This window comes from Shimia aestuarii (assembly GCF_900114635.1).
GTDB classification, from domain to species: Bacteria; Pseudomonadota; Alphaproteobacteria; order Rhodobacterales; family Rhodobacteraceae; genus Shimia; species Shimia aestuarii.
On record NZ_FOTQ01000001.1, the window covers coordinates 172142 to 188792 of the forward strand.

15 protein-coding genes and 1 riboswitch are annotated in these 16651 nt (G+C 63.0%); of the genes, 6 read left to right on the forward strand and 9 right to left on the reverse strand.

Annotated elements, in window-relative coordinates:
• Window positions 1–13: 13 nt before the first annotated feature.
• Together BMZ35_RS00870 and BMZ35_RS00875 are read left to right on the forward strand one after the other, a co-directional pair.
• Entirely contained in the window at window positions 14–700 is a 687-nt protein-coding gene (locus BMZ35_RS00870) for an ABC transporter ATP-binding protein (RefSeq protein ID WP_093090065.1), read from the forward strand.
• Window positions 697–3222 carry an ABC transporter permease gene (locus BMZ35_RS00875; RefSeq protein WP_093090066.1) on the forward strand — a complete coding sequence of 842 codons (2526 nt, stop codon included), beginning with the start codon at window positions 697–699 and terminating at the stop codon, window positions 3220–3222. Before BMZ35_RS00870 ends, BMZ35_RS00875 begins: the two co-directional genes overlap by 4 nt.
• Window positions 3223–3327: 105 nt before the next feature.
• On the opposite strand, the gene gcvP is transcribed toward BMZ35_RS00875, so the two are convergent.
• The 4 genes from gcvP to BMZ35_RS00895 form a co-directional block, all read right to left on the reverse strand.
• Complete coding sequence (gene gcvP, locus BMZ35_RS00880; protein ID WP_093090067.1) at window positions 3328–6177, reverse strand: aminomethyl-transferring glycine dehydrogenase; 2850 nt, start codon at window positions 6175–6177, stop codon at window positions 3328–3330.
• A 124-nt stretch (window positions 6178–6301) separates the two neighbouring features.
• Window positions 6302–6661: a glycine cleavage system protein GcvH gene (gcvH, locus tag BMZ35_RS00885; RefSeq protein WP_093090068.1), complete on the reverse strand. Its 360-nt coding sequence runs from the start codon at window positions 6659–6661 to the stop codon at window positions 6302–6304.
• Window positions 6662–6678: 17 nt separating this feature from the next.
• A complete protein-coding gene (gcvT, locus tag BMZ35_RS00890; protein WP_093092437.1) occupies window positions 6679–7803 on the reverse strand; it encodes a glycine cleavage system aminomethyltransferase GcvT in 1125 nt (374 codons plus the stop codon).
• Between the two features lie 163 nt (window positions 7804–7966).
• Window positions 7967–8054: riboswitch (glycine riboswitch) on the reverse strand.
• A gap of 65 nt (window positions 8055–8119) precedes the next feature.
• Window positions 8120–8566, reverse strand: a complete 447-nt coding sequence (locus BMZ35_RS00895; protein ID WP_093092439.1) for an RrF2 family transcriptional regulator — start codon at window positions 8564–8566, stop codon at window positions 8120–8122.
• 90 nt (window positions 8567–8656) lie between these two features.
• On the opposite strand from BMZ35_RS00895, the gene BMZ35_RS00900 reads away from it, so the two are divergent.
• On the forward strand, window positions 8657–9232 hold the full coding sequence (locus BMZ35_RS00900; protein ID WP_093090069.1) for a gamma-glutamylcyclotransferase family protein: 576 nt from the start codon (window positions 8657–8659) through the stop codon (window positions 9230–9232).
• Window positions 9233–9340: 108 nt separating this feature from the next.
• On the opposite strand, the gene gltX is transcribed toward BMZ35_RS00900, so the two are convergent.
• Both gltX and BMZ35_RS00910 read right to left on the reverse strand, forming a co-directional pair.
• A complete protein-coding gene (gltX, locus tag BMZ35_RS00905) occupies window positions 9341–10666 on the reverse strand; it encodes a glutamate--tRNA ligase (RefSeq protein ID WP_093090070.1) in 1326 nt (441 codons plus the stop codon).
• A gap of 217 nt (window positions 10667–10883) precedes the next feature.
• Entirely contained in the window at window positions 10884–11918 is a 1035-nt protein-coding gene (locus tag BMZ35_RS00910) for a polysaccharide pyruvyl transferase family protein (protein ID WP_093090071.1), read from the reverse strand.
• Between the two features lie 439 nt (window positions 11919–12357).
• On the opposite strand from BMZ35_RS00910, the gene BMZ35_RS00915 reads away from it, so the two are divergent.
• Both BMZ35_RS00915 and BMZ35_RS00920 read left to right on the forward strand, forming a co-directional pair.
• Window positions 12358–12552 carry a hypothetical protein gene (locus tag BMZ35_RS00915; RefSeq protein WP_093090072.1) on the forward strand — a complete coding sequence of 65 codons (195 nt, stop codon included), beginning with the start codon at window positions 12358–12360 and terminating at the stop codon, window positions 12550–12552.
• A gap of 46 nt (window positions 12553–12598) precedes the next feature.
• Window positions 12599–13051 (forward strand): TspO/MBR family protein, encoded by a 453-nt coding sequence (locus BMZ35_RS00920; protein ID WP_093090073.1) that lies wholly within the window; start codon window positions 12599–12601, stop codon window positions 13049–13051.
• A 2-nt stretch (window positions 13052–13053) separates the two neighbouring features.
• On the opposite strand, the gene BMZ35_RS00925 is transcribed toward BMZ35_RS00920, so the two are convergent.
• Together BMZ35_RS00925 and BMZ35_RS00930 are read right to left on the reverse strand one after the other, a co-directional pair.
• Complete coding sequence (locus tag BMZ35_RS00925) at window positions 13054–13482, reverse strand: DUF1801 domain-containing protein (protein WP_093090074.1); 429 nt, start codon at window positions 13480–13482, stop codon at window positions 13054–13056.
• 81 nt (window positions 13483–13563) lie between these two features.
• Window positions 13564–13764: a DUF1059 domain-containing protein gene (locus BMZ35_RS00930; RefSeq protein ID WP_093092441.1), complete on the reverse strand. Its 201-nt coding sequence runs from the start codon at window positions 13762–13764 to the stop codon at window positions 13564–13566.
• 158 nt (window positions 13765–13922) lie between these two features.
• Between BMZ35_RS00930 and BMZ35_RS00935 the strand changes: the two genes are divergently transcribed.
• Window positions 13923–14852: an MBL fold metallo-hydrolase gene (locus tag BMZ35_RS00935; RefSeq protein WP_093090075.1), complete on the forward strand. Its 930-nt coding sequence runs from the start codon at window positions 13923–13925 to the stop codon at window positions 14850–14852.
• A gap of 121 nt (window positions 14853–14973) precedes the next feature.
• Here the strand turns inward: BMZ35_RS00935 and BMZ35_RS00940 are convergent, their stop codons facing one another.
• A complete protein-coding gene (locus tag BMZ35_RS00940) occupies window positions 14974–16632 on the reverse strand; it encodes an NAD+ synthase (protein WP_093090076.1) in 1659 nt (552 codons plus the stop codon).
• Between the last annotated feature and the right edge of the window lie 19 nt (window positions 16633–16651).

Below are 16651 nucleotides of genomic sequence, written 5' to 3' on the forward strand. Positions count from 1 at the left end.
GGCAGTCCCCCGCATGAATCCCGTTCTTACCCTCAAAGATGCGACTTTGGCGCTCGATAGCAATGCCGGACGTATCGAAATCCTACATGGGCTGTCGCTTGACGTTCACAAAGGCGAGACACTTGCGCTTGTCGGCCCCTCCGGTTCGGGCAAATCCTCGCTCCTGATGCTGATGGGCGGTCTGGAACGCGCCACCGGGGGCAGCATTATCGCGCTGGGACAGGATCTCTCGGCCATGTCCGAAGACGCGCTGGCCCGGTTCCGCCGCGATCACATGGGGGTGGTGTTCCAGAACTTCCACCTGATCCCGACCATGACCGCGCTGGAAAATGTCGCAACACCTCTGGAACTGGCCGGGCACCGAGACGCGCTGAAAAAGGCGCAGGAAGCGCTCGCCTCGGTCGGGCTCGACCATCGCGCCGACCATTACCCCAGCCAGCTTTCGGGTGGCGAACAACAGCGCGTCGCGCTGGCCCGCGCCTCGGCCCCCGCCCCGGAAATCCTTCTGGCCGACGAACCTACCGGTAATCTCGACCAGTCCACGGGCGAGGTCATCATGGACCTGCTCTTTGACAAGCACGCCCGACAAGGCACGACACTGGTTCTCGTGACCCATTCCAATCGCCTTGCCAGCCGCTGTTCCCGCGTCATCCGCCTGCGCGATGGCCGGATCGAAACGCAGACGGACGCCGCCGCATGAGCCTTGCCCACGCTGCCCGCCTCGCCCGCCGCGAAATCCGCGGCGGCCTGCGCGGTTTCACCGTCTTTCTCGCCTGCCTCGCCCTTGGCGTCGCCACCATCGCCGCCATCGGCTCGGTGCGCGCCGCGATCGAAGCCGGACTGGCCTCCGAAGGCGCAGCCCTTCTGGGGGGCGATGCGGAGATGAGCTTTACCTACCGCATGGCCAATGACGACGAACGCGCCTGGATGCAGGAAAATGCCCTGACCGCGTCCGAAATCGTCGATTTCCGCTCCATGGCCGTGGTCCCGCGCGGCGACGACGCCGAGCGCGCCCTCACGCAAGTCAAGGCCATCGACAGCGCCTACCCCCTTGTCGGCACGGTCCAACTCGACCCGCCCATCCCGCTGCCCGAGGCCATGGCCGGACAAGACACCCTGCCCGGCGCCGTCATGCAGGGGCTGCTCGTCGACCGAGTCGGGCTAGAGATCGGTGACACGTTCAAACTTGGCCAACAGGAGTTTGTCCTCATGGCCCGCCTGATGCGCGAACCGGACAGCTCCGGCGGCTTTGGCCTCGCACCGCGCACCATCGTCACCACCAAGGCGTTGGAAACCTCCGGCCTGCTTGCACCGGGGACGCTCTTCACCTCGCATTACCGCCTGTCCTTGCCGGAAAACCCCGACCTCGCCACTCTGGAAGAAGACGCCCGCGCCCGCTTTGAAACCACCGGCCTGCGCTGGCGCGACAGCCGCAATGGCGCGCCCGGCCTCGCCCGGTTCGTCGACCGTTTCGGCGCCTTCCTGATCCTCGTCGGCCTTGCAGGGCTGGCCGTGGGTGGCGTCGGCGTCTCCACCGCCATCCGCGCATGGCTCGCCCGCAAGACCGAGATCATCGCCATCCTGCGCAGCCTCGGTGCCACCCGTCAGACCATCTTTCTCACCTATTTCCTGCAAATCGGCATGGTCGCCACGGTTGGCATCGCCCTTGGCCTGCTGATCGGCGCGCTGACCCCGATCCTGCTGGCCCCGCTGATCCTTGCCGTATTGCCCTTCCCGGCAGTCTTCACCCTCTACCCGCTGCCGCTGATCGAAGCCGCTCTCTATGGCGCGCTCACTGCCGCAATCTTCACCCTCTGGCCACTCGCGCGCATCGAAGACGTGCGCCCCACCGCCCTCTTCCGCGATGCGCTCGATGCACGCGCCAACCTGCCCGCCCCGCGCTATCTCCTTGCCGTGGCCCTGCTTCTGGTCCTGCTCGTCGCGCTGGCCGCATGGCTTTCCGGCTCGACCACGCTCACCCTCTGGTTCGCTGCCGGGGTCGTGGCCGCCATGGGCTTTCTCTCCCTCGCCGCGCTCGCCCTGCGCGCGCTGGTCCGTGTGCTTTCCAAACGCACCCGCCCCACCCCGGCGCTCTCATGGGCGCTCAACGCCATCGCCCGCTCACGCGAAGCCACCACCCCCGTGGTGCTCTCCCTCGGCCTTGGACTTTCGGTGCTGGCCACCGTGGGACAGGTCGACGGCAACCTGCGCAACGCCATCGCCCGCGATCTGCCCGATGTCGCGCCCAGCTTCTTCTTCGTCGACATCCAGAAAGACCAGATGCCCGACTTCTCCGCGCGGCTCGATGCCAACGCAAGCGTCTCCAAGGTCGAAAGCGCCCCGATGCTGCGCGGCATCATCACCCGCATCAACGGCAAACCGGCGCGCGAGGTTGCGGGCGATCACTGGGTCATCCGGGGCGACCGCGGCGTGACCTATTCCGCCGCCCTGCCACAAAACACCAAGCTCACCGCCGGCACATGGTGGCCCGCCGATTATACCGGCAATCCCCAGATCAGCTTTGCCGCCGAAGAAGCCTTCGAAATGGGCGTACAGCTTGGCGACACGATGACTGTCAATATCTTGGGGCGCGACATCACCGCCACCGTCACCAGCTTTCGCGAGGTCGATTTCTCCACCGCCGGCATGGGCTTTGTCATTGCGATGAACCCCACCGCGCTGGCGGGCGCGCCGCACAGCTTTATCGCCACCGTCTACGCCGAAGAAGCCGCCGAAGCCCCGCTCCTGCGCGAACTGGCCAACGCCTTCCCCAATATCACCGCCATTCATGTGCGCGAAGCAGTGGGCCGGGTCTCCGACCTCGTCGCCCAGCTTGCCAACGCCACCACCTACGGCGCCGCCGCCATCCTGCTCACCGGCCTCCTCGTGATCATCGGCGCTGCCGCCGCCGGACAACAGGGGCGGCTTTATGAGGCGGCGATCCTGAAAACCATCGGCGCCCTGCGCCGCCAGATCCTGACAAGCTTCGCCCTGCGCGCCGCCCTTCTGGGAACCTCCGCCGGGCTGGTTGCGCTGGCTGTCGGCCTGACCGGCGCATGGGCAGTCATGACATTCGTGATGGAAAGCGATTTCGAGGTGATCTGGTCCAACGCCATCACCGTTGTGCTGGCCGGACTGCTCGCCAACCTCCTTGCGGGCATGCTCTTTGCCCTGCCCTCGCTCGGCATCCGCCCCGCCCGCATCCTGCGCGCCCGCGACTGACAAAAAAGGCGGCTCCGCCCCCGGACCCGCCTCTTTCTTTTTCCAAAAATACCCCGGGGGAGTCGTTGAAAATCATGGATTTTCAACGACGGGGGCAGCGCCCCCTTACTCCGCCGCGTCCGCGTAATCCTCCATCGGCGGACAGATACAGACAAGGTTGCGATCGCCCCAGGCATTGTCGACCCTGTTCACCGGCGGCCAATACTTGTCCACCCGGAAGGCCCCCGGCGGGAAACAGCCCTGTTCGCGGCTATAGGGCCGGTCCCACTCGCGCACGAGGTCTTCCATCGTATGCGGCGCCATCTTGAGCGGGTTGTTCTCCGCATCAATCCGGCCCTCCTCGATATCACGGATCTCTTCGCGGATCGCCAGCATCGCCTCACAGAACCGGTCCAGCTCGGCCTTGGTCTCGCTTTCCGTCGGCTCGATCATCAGCGTCCCGGCCACAGGCCAGCTCATGGTCGGCGCATGGAAGCCCGCGTCCATCAGGCGCTTGGCGATGTCATCCACCGTCACCCCGGCACTCTCGGCAAAGGGGCGCGTGTCGATGATGCACTCATGCGCCACGCGGCCCGTCGGCCCCCGGTACAGAACGTCAAACGCCCCTTCCAGACGCTTGGCGATGTAGTTGGCATTGAGGATCGCCACCCGCGTCGCCTGCGTCAGACCCGCGCCCCCCATCATCAGGCAATAGGCCCAGCTGATCGTCAGGATTGACGCCGACCCGTAAGGCGCGGCCGAGACCGGCCCCTCGGACCCACCGGTTTCCGGATGTCCGGGAAGATGCGGCTTCAGATGTGCCTTCACACCAATCGGCCCCATGCCGGGACCACCCCCGCCATGGGGAATGGCAAAGGTCTTGTGCAGGTTGAGGTGGCTTACATCCCCGCCCAGATCACCGGGGCGCGACAGCCCCACCATGGCGTTCATGTTGGCCCCGTCGATATAGACCTGCCCGCCATGTTCATGCGTGATCGCACAGACATCCATCACGGTTTCCTCGAACACACCATGGGTGGACGGATAGGTAATCATGCACCCGGCAAGGTTTTCCGAATGCTTCTCCGCCTTCTCGCGGAAATCGTCGAGGTCGATATCGCCATTCGCCGCCGATTTCACCGGCACAACCTTCCAGCCCACCATCATCGCCGACGCGGGATTGGTGCCATGCGCGCTCATCGGAATGAGGCAGATATTGCGATGCGCCTCACCGCGCGCCTTGTGATAGGCGGCGATGGTCAGAAGGCCCGCATATTCCCCCTGTGCGCCCGAGTTGGGCTGCATCGAGATCGCGTCATATCCTGTGATCTGGCACAGCTTGTCACTCAGGTCCTCGATCATCGCGGCATAGCCTTGCGCCTGCTCGACCGGCACGAACGGATGCACGAAGGCGTATTCCGGCCAGGTCAGCGGCATCATTTCCGCCGCCGAATTGAGCTTCATCGTGCACGACCCCAACGGGATCATCGCCCGGTCCAGGGCAAGGTCACGGTCCGCAAGGCGCCGCATATAGCGCATCATCTCGGTTTCCGCCCGGTTCATGTGGAAAATCGGGTGGGTGAGGAACTCACTGGTGCGGTGCATCTTTTTGGGCACGCGGTATTCCGGCGCGAAATCATCATCCTTGCGCACGATGCCAAAAGCCCGCCAGACCCCCTCGATGGTGGCGGGGCGGGTGGTTTCATCCAGAGAAATCCCAACCCGTTTCTCGCCCACGGGGCGCAGGTTGATGCCCTCGTCCCGCGCCGATTTCAGAACGGCGGCCTGCAACGGCCCCACATCCACGGTGATCGTGTCGAAAAACGCCTGCGGATCGACCTTGAAGCCAGCCTCTTCCAGCCCGCGCGCAAGGCGCACGGTCTTGCGGTGGATACGCTGGGCAATTGCCTTCAGACCCTTCGGCCCGTGGAAAACCGCGTACATCGACGCCATAACCGCCAACAGCGCCTGCGCCGTGCAGACATTCGAATTAGCTTTCTCGCGGCGGATATGCTGCTCGCGGGTCTGCAGAGACAGGCGATAGGCGCGGTTGCCATGGCTGTCGATCGACACGCCGATGATGCGCCCGGGCATCGCGCGCTTATAGGCATCGCGACAGGCCATATAGGCCGCGTGCGGCCCGCCATAGCCCACCGGCACACCAAAGCGCTGGGTTGACCCAATCGCGATATCCGCCCCCATCGCGCCCGGCTCTTTCAACAGGGTCAGCGACATCGGATCGGCACAGACAACGCCGATCCCCTTGTGCTCATGCAGCGCCGCGATCTGGTCGGTGAAATCGCGCACATGACCATAGGTGCCCGGATACTGGAACAGCGCCCCAAACACCTGCTCGGGGTCCATCTTGTCAGGGTTGCCCACGATCACTTCGATCCCCAGAGGCTCGGCGCGGGTTTTCACCACTTCGATGTTCTGCGGGTGGCAATCGCGGTCGACAAAAAACGCCTTCGCCTTCGATTTCGAAACCCGCTGCGCCATGGTCATCGCCTCGGCACAGGCCGTCGATTCATCCAATAGCGACGCATTGGCAATCTCCATCCCCGTCAGGTCGGAAATCATCGTCTGAAAGTTCAGCAGCGCCTCAAGGCGACCTTGCGAAATCTCGGGCTGATAGGGCGTATAGGCCGTATACCATGCCGGGTTCTCAAGGATATTGCGCTGGATCGCGGGCGGCGTGACCGTGCCGTGATAGCCCTGCCCGATCAACGAGGTGAACACCTTGTTCTTGGCGGCGTTCTCTCGCATGTGATGCAGCAGCTCGCGCTCCGACATCGGGCGGCCAAAGTCCAGCGGCTCTTTCTGGCGAATGCTCTTGGGCACCGTGTCATCAATCAAAGCATCCAGATCGGACGCCCCAACCACGTCAAGCATTTCAGCCATCTCTTCCGGAGACGGGCCGATATGACGGCGATTGGCAAAATCATAAGGCAGATAGTCTGTCGGTTCGAAGGGCATGGCATCCTCCCGGAAACAAAAAGGTCTTGGCGTGCCCGCAAAACAGGGGCCACCCGTCAGGTGCAGGCGGCAGGACCGCCCGCTATGCCCCGGTCCGGTTCATCTGGCCGGGGCGCATCAGCTCTTACCCGATGAAGTCCTTGTAGGCGGCTTCATCCATGTAATCGTCCATCTGGCTGGGATCGGCGGCCTTGATCTTGAAGAACCACGCATCCCCCATCGGGTCTTCGTTGACCTTGCCGGGGTCTTCGACGATCGCGTCGTTCACTTCGACGATCTCGCCGTCAATCGGCGCGAGGATGTCCGAGGCGGCCTTGACCGACTCAATCACACAGACTTCTTCGTCCTTGGTCACTTCGGTGCCTGTCTCGGGCAGCTCCACGAACACCACGTCGCCCAGCTGCTCGCTAGCGTGATCCGTGATCCCCACCACGATCAGCCCGTCTTCTTCGCGCAGCCATTCATGTTCTTCGGTGAATTTCATGCTGTCTCTCCTGTTGGTCAGCGTTTGAAATTGGCAGGCACAAGCGGCATCTTCGCCACCGTGACGGGCATCCGCTTGCCCCGTACCTCGCCAAAAATCTCGGTTCCGGCAGCAGCTTGCGCGCTGCCGACATATCCCATGGCCACGGGCCCATTGAGCGTCGGGCCAAACCCGCCCGAGGTGACTTCGCCAATCGCGTCGCCCCCTTCGGCTTCGGCAAACAATTGCGTCCCGGCACGCATCGGCGCACGGCCCTGCGGTGCGAGGCCAACACGCTTGCGGGCCACGCCTTCGGCCAGATCCCCAAAAAGGCGCGAGGCCCCCGGAAATCCTCCCGCTCGGTCGCCTCCGGCACGGCGCACCTTCTGGATCGCCCAGGTGAGCCCGGCTTCGATCGGCGAGGTGCCCGCGTCAATATCATTCCCATAAAGGCACAGACCCGCCTCAAGCCGCAGACTGTCCCGCGCCCCAAGGCCAATCGCCTCAACCTCGTCCATCGCCAAAAGCGCGCGGCTCAGCGCCTCGGCCTCGGCGGCGGGCACCGAAATCTCGTAGCCGTCTTCCCCTGTATAGCCCGAGCGCGAAACCCAGCATTCCGCGCCATTCAGCGCAACCGTGGCCACATCCATGAAAGACATGCCTGCCACGTCCGCGTTCAGCCGCGCCAGCGCGGTTTCCGCCGCCGGCCCCTGCAACGCGATCAGCGCGCGGTCGGTGATCTCGGTCACGGTGACACCGGGCTCCAGAACGCTGCGCATCCGCGCAATGTCGCCTTCCTTGCAGGCGGCGTTGACCACGACAAAAAGATGATCGCCCCGGTTGGCGAACATCAGGTCATCCTCGATGCCCCCGGCGCCGTTGGTGAACAGCCCATAGCGCTGGCGCCCTTCGCCAAGCCCCAGAACATCCATCGGCACCATTCTCTCGAACGCCCCGGCAATCGCCTCATAGGACGCTCCCCCCAGGATCACCTGCCCCATGTGGCTCACGTCGAACAGCCCTGCGGCGGCGCGGGTGTGCAGATGTTCCTTCATCACGCCCAGCCCGTATTGCACGGGCATCTCGTACCCGGCAAACGGCACCATCTTGGCGCCCAGCTCGACATGCAGATCGTAAAGCGGTGTGCGCTTCAATTCGCCCATGGCTCTCGCTCCCGTCACTTCCGGCGCGTCCATGGCTCTGGTCACATCCGGCATCCCAATTTCGCGCAATTGCCCTGCGCGTGCGATGCCCCCTCTGTCCTTTGGCCTGAGATCGTTATCCCTTCGGCGGACGCATGTTTCGGCGCCTCTCTCCAGAGTTTTTTCAGATGGCGCGGTCCCTGCGGCCTGAGAGTTTCCGGGGCGGTTGCTCCTTCGGCACCGGAAACATCCGGTTCTCCCGAGTCATCTGTTGTCGCATACCGTAGTGTGCAGAAAACGCGCTGGCAAGCCGCAAAAAGGTCGCTTTTGGCGCGATTTATGTCGCACAGGGTTCAGGCGCGAGAATACTGAGCAAAGCGCTGTTGTTGCAGACCAGCGCATCCAGTGTCACGTCATCGAGCCGCAGGTAGAATGCCTCGGCCGCATCCTGCAGTGCATAGCGCAGCCGACAGGCCGCCGTCAGCGGGCAGGAATTGTCCACATCGGCGAAACACTCGGTCAGCGGCACCGGCGCTTCCATGATCCGGAAAATCTCGCCAATGCTGATATCTGTCGCCGGGCGGGCCAGCTCCAGACCGCCATTGCGCCCGCGCTGGGTCTTGATGACCCCCATCTGGGCCAACTGGTTGATAACCTGGGCAAGGTGGTTTTCCGAGGCGTTGCAGCGCTCTGCGATCTCGTGTTTCGTGACCAACCGATCCGCATGTGCCGTACAAAACATCAGCACCCGAATCGCGATGTTGGTTCTTTTGGTGATACGCACGGACGGTCCTCGCCATGGCTTGAAGTTCCGCTCTTTATGCAGCATGGCAAGGGTCAAGCAATTGACATGGATCAAGAGCACCAAGGGCGAATGCGCAAGAAAGACCCCTATTTCTTTGGCTATGGCAGCCTCGTGAACCGGGATACGCACCAGTATGGCGATACCCACCCGGCCCGACTCGGCGGTTGGCGGCGGATATGGCGCCATACCGACCTGCGTCCCGTGGCCTACCTGACCGTGGTGCCGGACCCGGATTGCGAAATCGATGGACTGATCGCGCATGTCCCCGGCGGTGATTGGGCCGCGCTGGATCAACGCGAACATGCCTATGACCGGGTCGACGCCAATGCCGCGATTACCCACCCCAAGCCCGACCCGATCGACGTGGCGGTCTATACCGTGCCGCATGGCAAACATGGGCAGCCCACGGTCGAGCATCCGGTGCTGCTGAGCTATATCGACGTGGTGGTTCAGGGCTATCTGCGCGAGTTCGGAGAGGCAGGGGTCGCGCGGTTCTTCAACACCACCGCCGGGTGGACCGCGCCGATCCTTGATGACCGCGCCGCGCCGATCTATCCCCGCCACCAAACCCTGTCGGGCGTGGAGCGCGACCTGGTGGATGATCACCTCAAGACCCTGAATGTTACGCTGATCGACAAGGCATAGCGCTCCCGCCCCTTTGCACCGCGGCGTTGCCGCGCCTCAAAGCGTTGGGCGTGGCGCGCCTTTGGCGCGCTAGCGTTTCCAGATCCAATCCGAACAATAAAACCCGCCTCAGCCGCGGGCCTTGACCACCTGCAAGAGCGGCATCAGCGCCGACATGTCCGGCCCCGAACTCTGCCCGGTAAGCGCCTTGCGGAGCGGCATGAACAGCCCCTTGCCCTTGCGCCCGGTGGCCGCCTTGACCTCGGACGTCCACTTGCCCCAAGTCTCGTCATCAAACGGCCCCTCGGGCAACAGGGTCATCGCTTCTGCAATGAATTCCGCGTCCTCATCGGCGATCTCCGGCTCTGCGCCATTGGCAAACAGATCCCACCACCCCTTGAGATCCTTGCGCGTGGTGATGTTCTCGCGCGTCACCTGCCAGAATCGTTCGGCCAGATTCTCCGGCACGCCCGCCGCCGCCACATCATCGGCCACCGCCGACAGGGGCTGTTCATGCAGGTACTTCGCGGTCAGCGGATAGAGGTCCTGCACGTCGAACTTGGTCGGAGCCGCCCCGAAATGCGACAGCTCGAACCCGTCCGCGATCTCGGCAAGGTCATTTCGGATCTCGACCGGGTCGCTCGACCCCAGCCGCGCCATCAGCGACAAGAGCGCCATCGGCTCCACCCCGGCCTCGCGCAGGTCGCGCAGGGCCAGCGTGCCAAGGCGCTTGGATAGCGCCTCGCCCTGCGGGCCCGTCAACAGCGAGTGGTGCGCGAAATTCGGCACACCGCCGCCCAGCGCCTCGATGATCTGGATCTGCGTGGCGGTATTGGTCACATGGTCCGATCCGCGCACCACGTCGGTAATCCCGAAATCAATGTCGTCACAGACCGACGCCAGCGTGTAAAGGAACTGTCCGTCGCCCTTGATCAGCACCGGATCGCTGACGCTGGCCGCGTCGATCGAGCGATGTCCGAGAATGCCGTCCTCCCACTCGATCCGCTCATGATCCAGCTTGAAGCGCCAATGGCCACTGCCCCGCTCTGCGCGCAGCTTGTCCTTTTCGGCCTCGGACAGCGCGAGCGCCGAGCGGTCATAAACCGGCGGCTTGCCCATGTTGAGCTGCTTCTTGCGCTTGAGGTCCAGCTCGGTCGGGGTTTCGAAACACTCGTAGAACCGCCCCATGTCGCGCAGCTGCTGGGCAGCTTCTTCGTAGCGCTCAAGCCGGTCCGACTGTTTCTCGATCCGGTCCCAGGTCAGGCCAAGCCATTCCAGGTCCTGCTGGATCGCGTCCACGTATTCCTGCTTGGACCGCTCGGGATCGGTGTCGTCGATCCGCAGGATGAACGTCCCACCTGCCCTGCGGGCGATCAGGTGGTTCATCAGCGCGGTACGCAGGTTGCCAACGTGGATATAACCGGTGGGCGACGGGGCAAAACGGGTGGTGGTCATCTCATACTCCTGTTGCGGCTCCCCATTCCACAACTGGCGCGCTTTGTCCACTCCGGCGAACGCGGCCTTACCCGATTCGCCGCAACCGGTAAGCGATCTGATGTGATATCGCAGGCACGCCTGGCCCCGTATCGTCAGAGCACGCAATGATCCCCGCCTGCCCGCCGGATTACACAGCTTGCAAGGGCACCCGAACCGTCACTTCTGAAGTTCGAAGTCAGAGCAGGGCGTCACTCAACCCATCTCTCAGAGCTTGCAGTGTCGGAACAGATCTGCGCCGCAACATGGCGACCGCCTTTTCGTCAATCGGGTCGGGCGCCGGGTCAAAACGTGCGCAAAGACTGGGATCGTCGAAACGTGCAACAAGATCACTTCGGTCAATTCTTTTCATGAAGTTCTTGTTCTTGTTGGTATTGATCAGCACCGTCGATCGCACACCATACATCGTTGCGACGACTGTGCCGTGAAACTTCATGCTGACAAGCGCGGTGCACCCACCGATCGCCCGGCTCAAGTCGTCTTCGCACTCGGATCGGACAATCTCCTTCTCGCCCACCACGCCGACAGCATCGGCAGCGTCTCTTTCCCCGACGATACCCGTCCCCAGGATGATGTGCCGAATCCGCCAGCCCCGCGACCTCTGCTGCTCCGCCAGAGCATTGATCATCGAGTAATCGTCCTCCATTCCCGGTCTTTGCCGTGTCACGACACCAAGAACTGGCTCATTCGTCGGGGGGTGTGCAGGCGGCAACGTCAGCGCACATACGATATCAGGTGTTTCGGTCACGCCAACTGCGGGAGCAAGCCTGTCGGAAATCCACTGCGCTGACTGCTGATCTCTCGCATTCACCATGCGCACGTTGGGATGGTTCAGGAACGCCCTGTACTTTTTTGTCAGCCACTCCTTTTCCTGAAAACGCGCGCTCGGACGTATCGGGACGCCGATACCAACGACAAAGACCGGCTTCTCAAGGAAATGCTTGCTGAAGTATCGCGGATCAAGGTTCCAGGGTTGCAGAATATCTCCGCCCCCCACAACGATGGCATCGACTTCTGCGACCACCTCGGTTATCGGGCGGCTGAAATGGGGTTTGGTCAACAAGTCCGCCATGACCACCAGATCGAACCGATCGCCAAGGTACTCCTTGAAAACGCTGACAAACAACTCGTCGCCATAGTTGCCGTGGCCAAAGAACCCAGCCAGTCCGACAACAGGCCTGTTCCCCTCCGGTTTGCTGGGGTTTACTACCATCTGGATCCTTCCTGCTTTTGGCTATTCTTGCATCGACGCCAGTAGGCGGCCAGCGGTTTCGAGGCACCGCCAGGGTTTTTTCAATCTCTCCCCATTGCGATCTCCTGGCCGTCCGCTACCGCCCCGTGCAGAGCTGGATACCCGGCATTCCTTTTGCTGCCCTTTGCTGCGCGGCGGGTGCACCGGCCAAACCATCACCAGACCACAGCCATCCCGCGTGAAAACCGATCCTGCGCCATAGGGCCGCAATCCTGTCAAAACACAAGAAGCCACACGATCACGCGCTCCAGGCGCGCCCAGACCTGTTCGCATCTGTTGGCGCGCCGCTCCGGCCTGCGACCGATCCGGGACAAGGCGTCGAAACCTTCCAGTCCTTCGAATTGGCCGGGGGTCGCACCACAGCGCCCTCTGCCCGCCATGACCTAGGACGAGACCGCCATTGCCCCGGGCAACGCGCCCGACGCCGGGACAGGTCATCGCCGCCACGGTTGACGCAGGCGACGAAGTTGGCCAGCGTGAGAGCACGGGCACTGGATCCGAGATCAAAGGCGCACAGGTGCTGAACATTCTGGAAAAGGGGCAGAGCGCAGCACGCTTGGCGCCCATTGCAACCGCAAGAGCCGCTGAGGCGTGATGACACACGGTTCAACAACCGCAACTGACCAATCTTGAGGAGCCACATGACACACTGGCCCACACGTATCGCTTTTCTGCTGCTCGTCATGGGCGGCGGCATCCTGATCGGAACGCTCACCGCGCCGGGCGCGTGGTACGCCGCGCTCGACAAGCCCCCCTTCAACCCGCCCAACTGGATCTTTGGCCCGGTCTGGACAGCGCTCTACGTGTTGATCGCCATGGTGGGTTGGCGCCAGTTCGAGGCGGACAGAGGTGGGACTTTGATGAAGCTCTGGTGGGCGCAGTTGGGTCTCAACTTCCTGTGGTCGCCTGCATTTTTCGTGTTGCAACTGCCGTGGCTGGCCTTCGTGATCATCATCGCGCTGTTGCTGGCGATCTTGTCTTTCCTGCGCCGCGCATGGGGCCGCGACAGGGTATCGGCATGGGCTTTCGTACCCTACCTCGCATGGGTCGCCTTCGCGAGCGCCCTCAACCTGTCGATCGCCATTCTGAACTGACGTTAGCGCGGCGACACCGGCCAGATGGCATCCAGATCCCGCAGCCCCGCCCGGATCAGCTCTTCCAGCACCGCCAGGTCGATATCGGTCAGTTTGTTCACGTAAAGGCAACTCTTGCCCAGCTTGTGCTTGCCCAGCCGTGCAAGGATGTCGCCGTAATCCTGGTAACCGGGCAGGATATAGATCGAAAGACGCGCCTTGCGCGGACTAAAGCCGGTGGCAAGGAAATCGCCCTTGCGTCCCGAGGCATAGGTATAGTGGTACCGTCCGAACCCAATGATCGAAGGTCCCCACATCACCGCAGGAAACCCGGTTGTCCGGGTGAACAGGTCGAGCAGAACCCGCCCTTCTTCGCGCCGCCGCTCTGGCAGGACACCATCGAGGAACACCCTTGGGTCGGCGCCAGTCGGACCGGTGCTGTTCCCGCTCATGAAGACACCTCCTCAATGTCACGCGATCCCGGGTCCCTTGTCCGCAGCGCCCAGGGCATCACCTGCCCCCGATCCGGCTGCCTAGACGCTCACCGGCTTGATCAGGGTACCCAGGTAATCGCGTGTCTCCTGGTCCCAATCTGCTGGCTCCTCGTCATGGGCCACCCGTGCATGCAGCTCCATCAACTTCCAGACCTCGTCCCGTGTCTCGGCCACGACACTCGCGGGACAAGCCTCCATTCCTTCGCAGTCCCGGCAGGCATAAGAAAAAGCGTTGGTCATGATGTCCCCCTTTCCAACAAGGGCGCAGCATAGCACAAATGCCCCTTTTTCGCCATTTGCCCCCGACGCTCGACGCCCCATCAAATCCGCGTGACCGGTCATCCAAATGTCAGATTCTCACGTAACTTGAAGATACCAACGCCAACAGGAGATTCATCATGCTGAAAACACCCGCCCTTTCACGCCGTCACGTCCTGCTGGGCGCGGCAGCCCTTCCACTGGCCGCCGCTGCCACCCGCCCTGCGCTTGCCGGGGCCGAGATGATGGGCATCGGCGCGACCCGGTTCAACCGCATGAAACTAGGGAATTTCGAAGTCACCACTCTCCTCGCAGGCACCCGTACGGTGGAAAGCCCGCAAGCCATTTTCGGCATGAACGCCACCCCGGCAGAATTCGCCGCCGCCTCGAACGCGGCCAATATTCCGACCGACGCTGCCCAGTTTTTCTTTACTCCGACGGTGGTTAACACCGGCGCCGAACTGGTGCTGTTCGATACCGGCCTCGCGCCCGACGCCATGACTGCCGCGCTGGCCGCTGCCGGCTACAGCCCCGAGCAGATCGATGTCGTGGTCATCACCCATATGCATGGCGACCATGTCGGCGGCGTCGCCGGAGACGCGGGCATGACCTTCCCCAATGCGCGTCACGTCACCGGGTCGACCGAATTCGACGCATGGGCCGCCACCGACAAGAACAAGGCCTTCGAGGCCAAGATCCGCCCCAACGCCGACCGGTTCGACATGATCGCACCGGGTGATGCGGTGGTTTCAGGCGTCACGGCGATGAACGCCTTTGGCCACACGCCGGGCCACATGGCCTACATGATCGAAAGCGAGGGCAAGCAGCTGGTCATCGCCGCCGATTTCGCCAACCATTACGTCTGGTCCCTGTCCTATCCGGACTGGGAGGTGAAGTTCGACATGGACAAGACCGCCGCCGCCGCCACCCGCAAGAAGATGCTGGACATGATGGCCACCGAACGCCTGCCCTTCATCGGCTACCACATGCCGTGGCCCGCCGTCGGCTATGTCGAAACCCGCGACTCGGCCTTCCATTATGTCCCGGCCAGCTACCAGCTGATGCTCTGACACCCCGAAAAGGGCTTGCAGGCGGGGCGTGCCCCCAGCGTTCGACCCGCCTCTTTCTTTTTCCGGAAATACCCCGGGGGAGTCGCCGCGTGCGGCGGCGGGGGCAGCGCCCCCATAAGCCTCAGCTCGGATCGCGGAACCGGTTCACGATCGGATAACGCCGGTCCAGCCAGAACGCCTTTTTCGACAGACGTGCCCCCGGCGCGCTCTGGAAGCGTTTGTATTCACTGATATAAACCAGATGCTCCACCCGTTTGACGGTCTCCCGGTCAAACCCCGCTGCTACGCAATCGGCCACCGACTTCTCCTGATCCACGAGCATCAGCAGGATCGCGTCCAGCACCTCATAAGGCGGCAGGCTGTCCTCGTCCTTCTGATCCGGGCGCAGCTCGGCGCTTGGCGGTTTGTCGATGATCGCAGGCGGGATCACCTCGCCGCCCGGCCCATACATCCAGTCGCGATGCACCTGATTGCGCCAGCGCGAGGTCTCGAACACCCGCGTCTTGTACATATCCTTGATCGGGTTATAGCCCCCCGCCATGTCGCCATAGATCGTGGCATAACCCACCGCCACTTCGGACTTGTTGCCGGTGGTCAAAAGCATCTCGCCAAACTTGTTCGACAGCGCCATCAAGAGCAGCCCCCGCAGGCGCGACTGGATATTCTCCTCGGTCAGCCCCGGTTCGGTGCCTTCAAACAGCGGCGCCAGCGTGTTGGTGATCGCCTGCCGCCCTTCCTTGATCGGTACATAGTCATAGCGCACGCCCAACCGGTTCGCGATATCCTCGGCATCGTCCAGCGACCCTTGCGAGGTATATTCCGAGGGCAACATCACACAGCGCACATTCTCCGCGCCCAGCGCATCCACCGCGATCGTCGCCACCAGCGCGGAATCAATCCCGCCGGACAGGCCCAGAAGCACCTTCCTGAACCCGGTCTTGCCCATGTAATCGCGCAGGGCCTCGACACAGACCCGGTAGTCCTGCTCCTCGCCAGCCGGCAGAACGGCCTTTTCGCCCTCGCCACAGCGCCAGCCCCGGTCGGTGCGGGTGAACTCCACATGCGCCACCGCCTCGTCAAACACCGGAAGCTGCATCGCCAACTCCCCGCCGGGGTTCAGCACGAACGACCCACCGTCAAACACCTGGTCATCCTGCCCGCCCACCATGTTGAGATAAACCAACGGCAACCCGGTCTCGACCACCCGCGCGACCATGTGGTTCATGCGGCGGTCGAACTTGTCCCGGTAATAGGGCGACCCGTTGGGTACCACGAGAATCTCCGCCCCGGTCTCTTCCATGGTCTCGGGCACATCCTCGAACCACGCATCCTCGCAAATCGGCGATCCGATGCGCACGCCGTTGACGTCATAAGGGCCACCCAGCGGCCCTTGATCAAACAGGCGCACCTCGTCGAACACGGTGTAATTGGGCAAATGGTGCTTCAACTGGCGATGCACCACCTTGCCCGCCTTGAGGATGAAATAGGCGTTATACAGCTTGTCGTCGTGCACATAGGGCCCGCCCACGGCCACAACCGGCCCATCCGCACACTCCACCGCCAGCCGCTCGATCACGTCCATCGCGGCGGCCTGCAAGGCAGGCTTCAGGATCAGGTCCTGCGCATTATAGCCCACGATGAACATTTCCGGGAACGCCACCATGTCCGACCCGGCGGCCTTGGCCTCTTCCCAGACGGCGCGCACCTTGGCGGCATTGCCCTCGAGGTCCCCCATCGTGGGGTTGGCCTGTGCCATCGTCAGGCGGAAAGTGTCAGCCATAATAGCCTCCTGTCGCATC

What these genes read in the sequence shown, in the direction of transcription:
- gcvP (WP_093090067.1), bottom strand. Translation starts at nt 6,177, where the DNA reads ATGCCCTTCGAACCGACAGACTATCTGCCTTATGATTTTGCCAATCGC.
- BMZ35_RS00935 (WP_093090075.1), top strand. Translation starts at nt 13,923, where the DNA reads ATGCTGAAAACACCCGCCCTTTCACGCCGTCACGTCCTGCTGGGCGCG.
- BMZ35_RS00910 (WP_093090071.1), bottom strand. Translation starts at nt 11,918, where the DNA reads ATGGTAGTAAACCCCAGCAAACCGGAGGGGAACAGGCCTGTTGTCGGA.
- gltX (WP_093090070.1), bottom strand. Translation starts at nt 10,666, where the DNA reads ATGACCACCACCCGTTTTGCCCCGTCGCCCACCGGTTATATCCACGTT.
- BMZ35_RS00925 (WP_093090074.1), bottom strand. Translation starts at nt 13,482, where the DNA reads ATGAGCGGGAACAGCACCGGTCCGACTGGCGCCGACCCAAGGGTGTTC.
- gcvT (WP_093092437.1), bottom strand. Translation starts at nt 7,803, where the DNA reads ATGGGCGAATTGAAGCGCACACCGCTTTACGATCTGCATGTCGAGCTG.
- BMZ35_RS00920 (WP_093090073.1), top strand. Translation starts at nt 12,599, where the DNA reads ATGACACACTGGCCCACACGTATCGCTTTTCTGCTGCTCGTCATGGGC.
- BMZ35_RS00870 (WP_093090065.1), top strand. Translation starts at nt 14, where the DNA reads ATGAATCCCGTTCTTACCCTCAAAGATGCGACTTTGGCGCTCGATAGC.
- BMZ35_RS00930 (WP_093092441.1), bottom strand. Translation starts at nt 13,764, where the DNA reads ATGACCAACGCTTTTTCTTATGCCTGCCGGGACTGCGAAGGAATGGAG.
- BMZ35_RS00940 (WP_093090076.1), bottom strand. Translation starts at nt 16,632, where the DNA reads ATGGCTGACACTTTCCGCCTGACGATGGCACAGGCCAACCCCACGATG.
- BMZ35_RS00900 (WP_093090069.1), top strand. Translation starts at nt 8,657, where the DNA reads ATGCGCAAGAAAGACCCCTATTTCTTTGGCTATGGCAGCCTCGTGAAC.
- BMZ35_RS00875 (WP_093090066.1), top strand. Translation starts at nt 697, where the DNA reads ATGAGCCTTGCCCACGCTGCCCGCCTCGCCCGCCGCGAAATCCGCGGC.
- gcvH (WP_093090068.1), bottom strand. Translation starts at nt 6,661, where the DNA reads ATGAAATTCACCGAAGAACATGAATGGCTGCGCGAAGAAGACGGGCTG.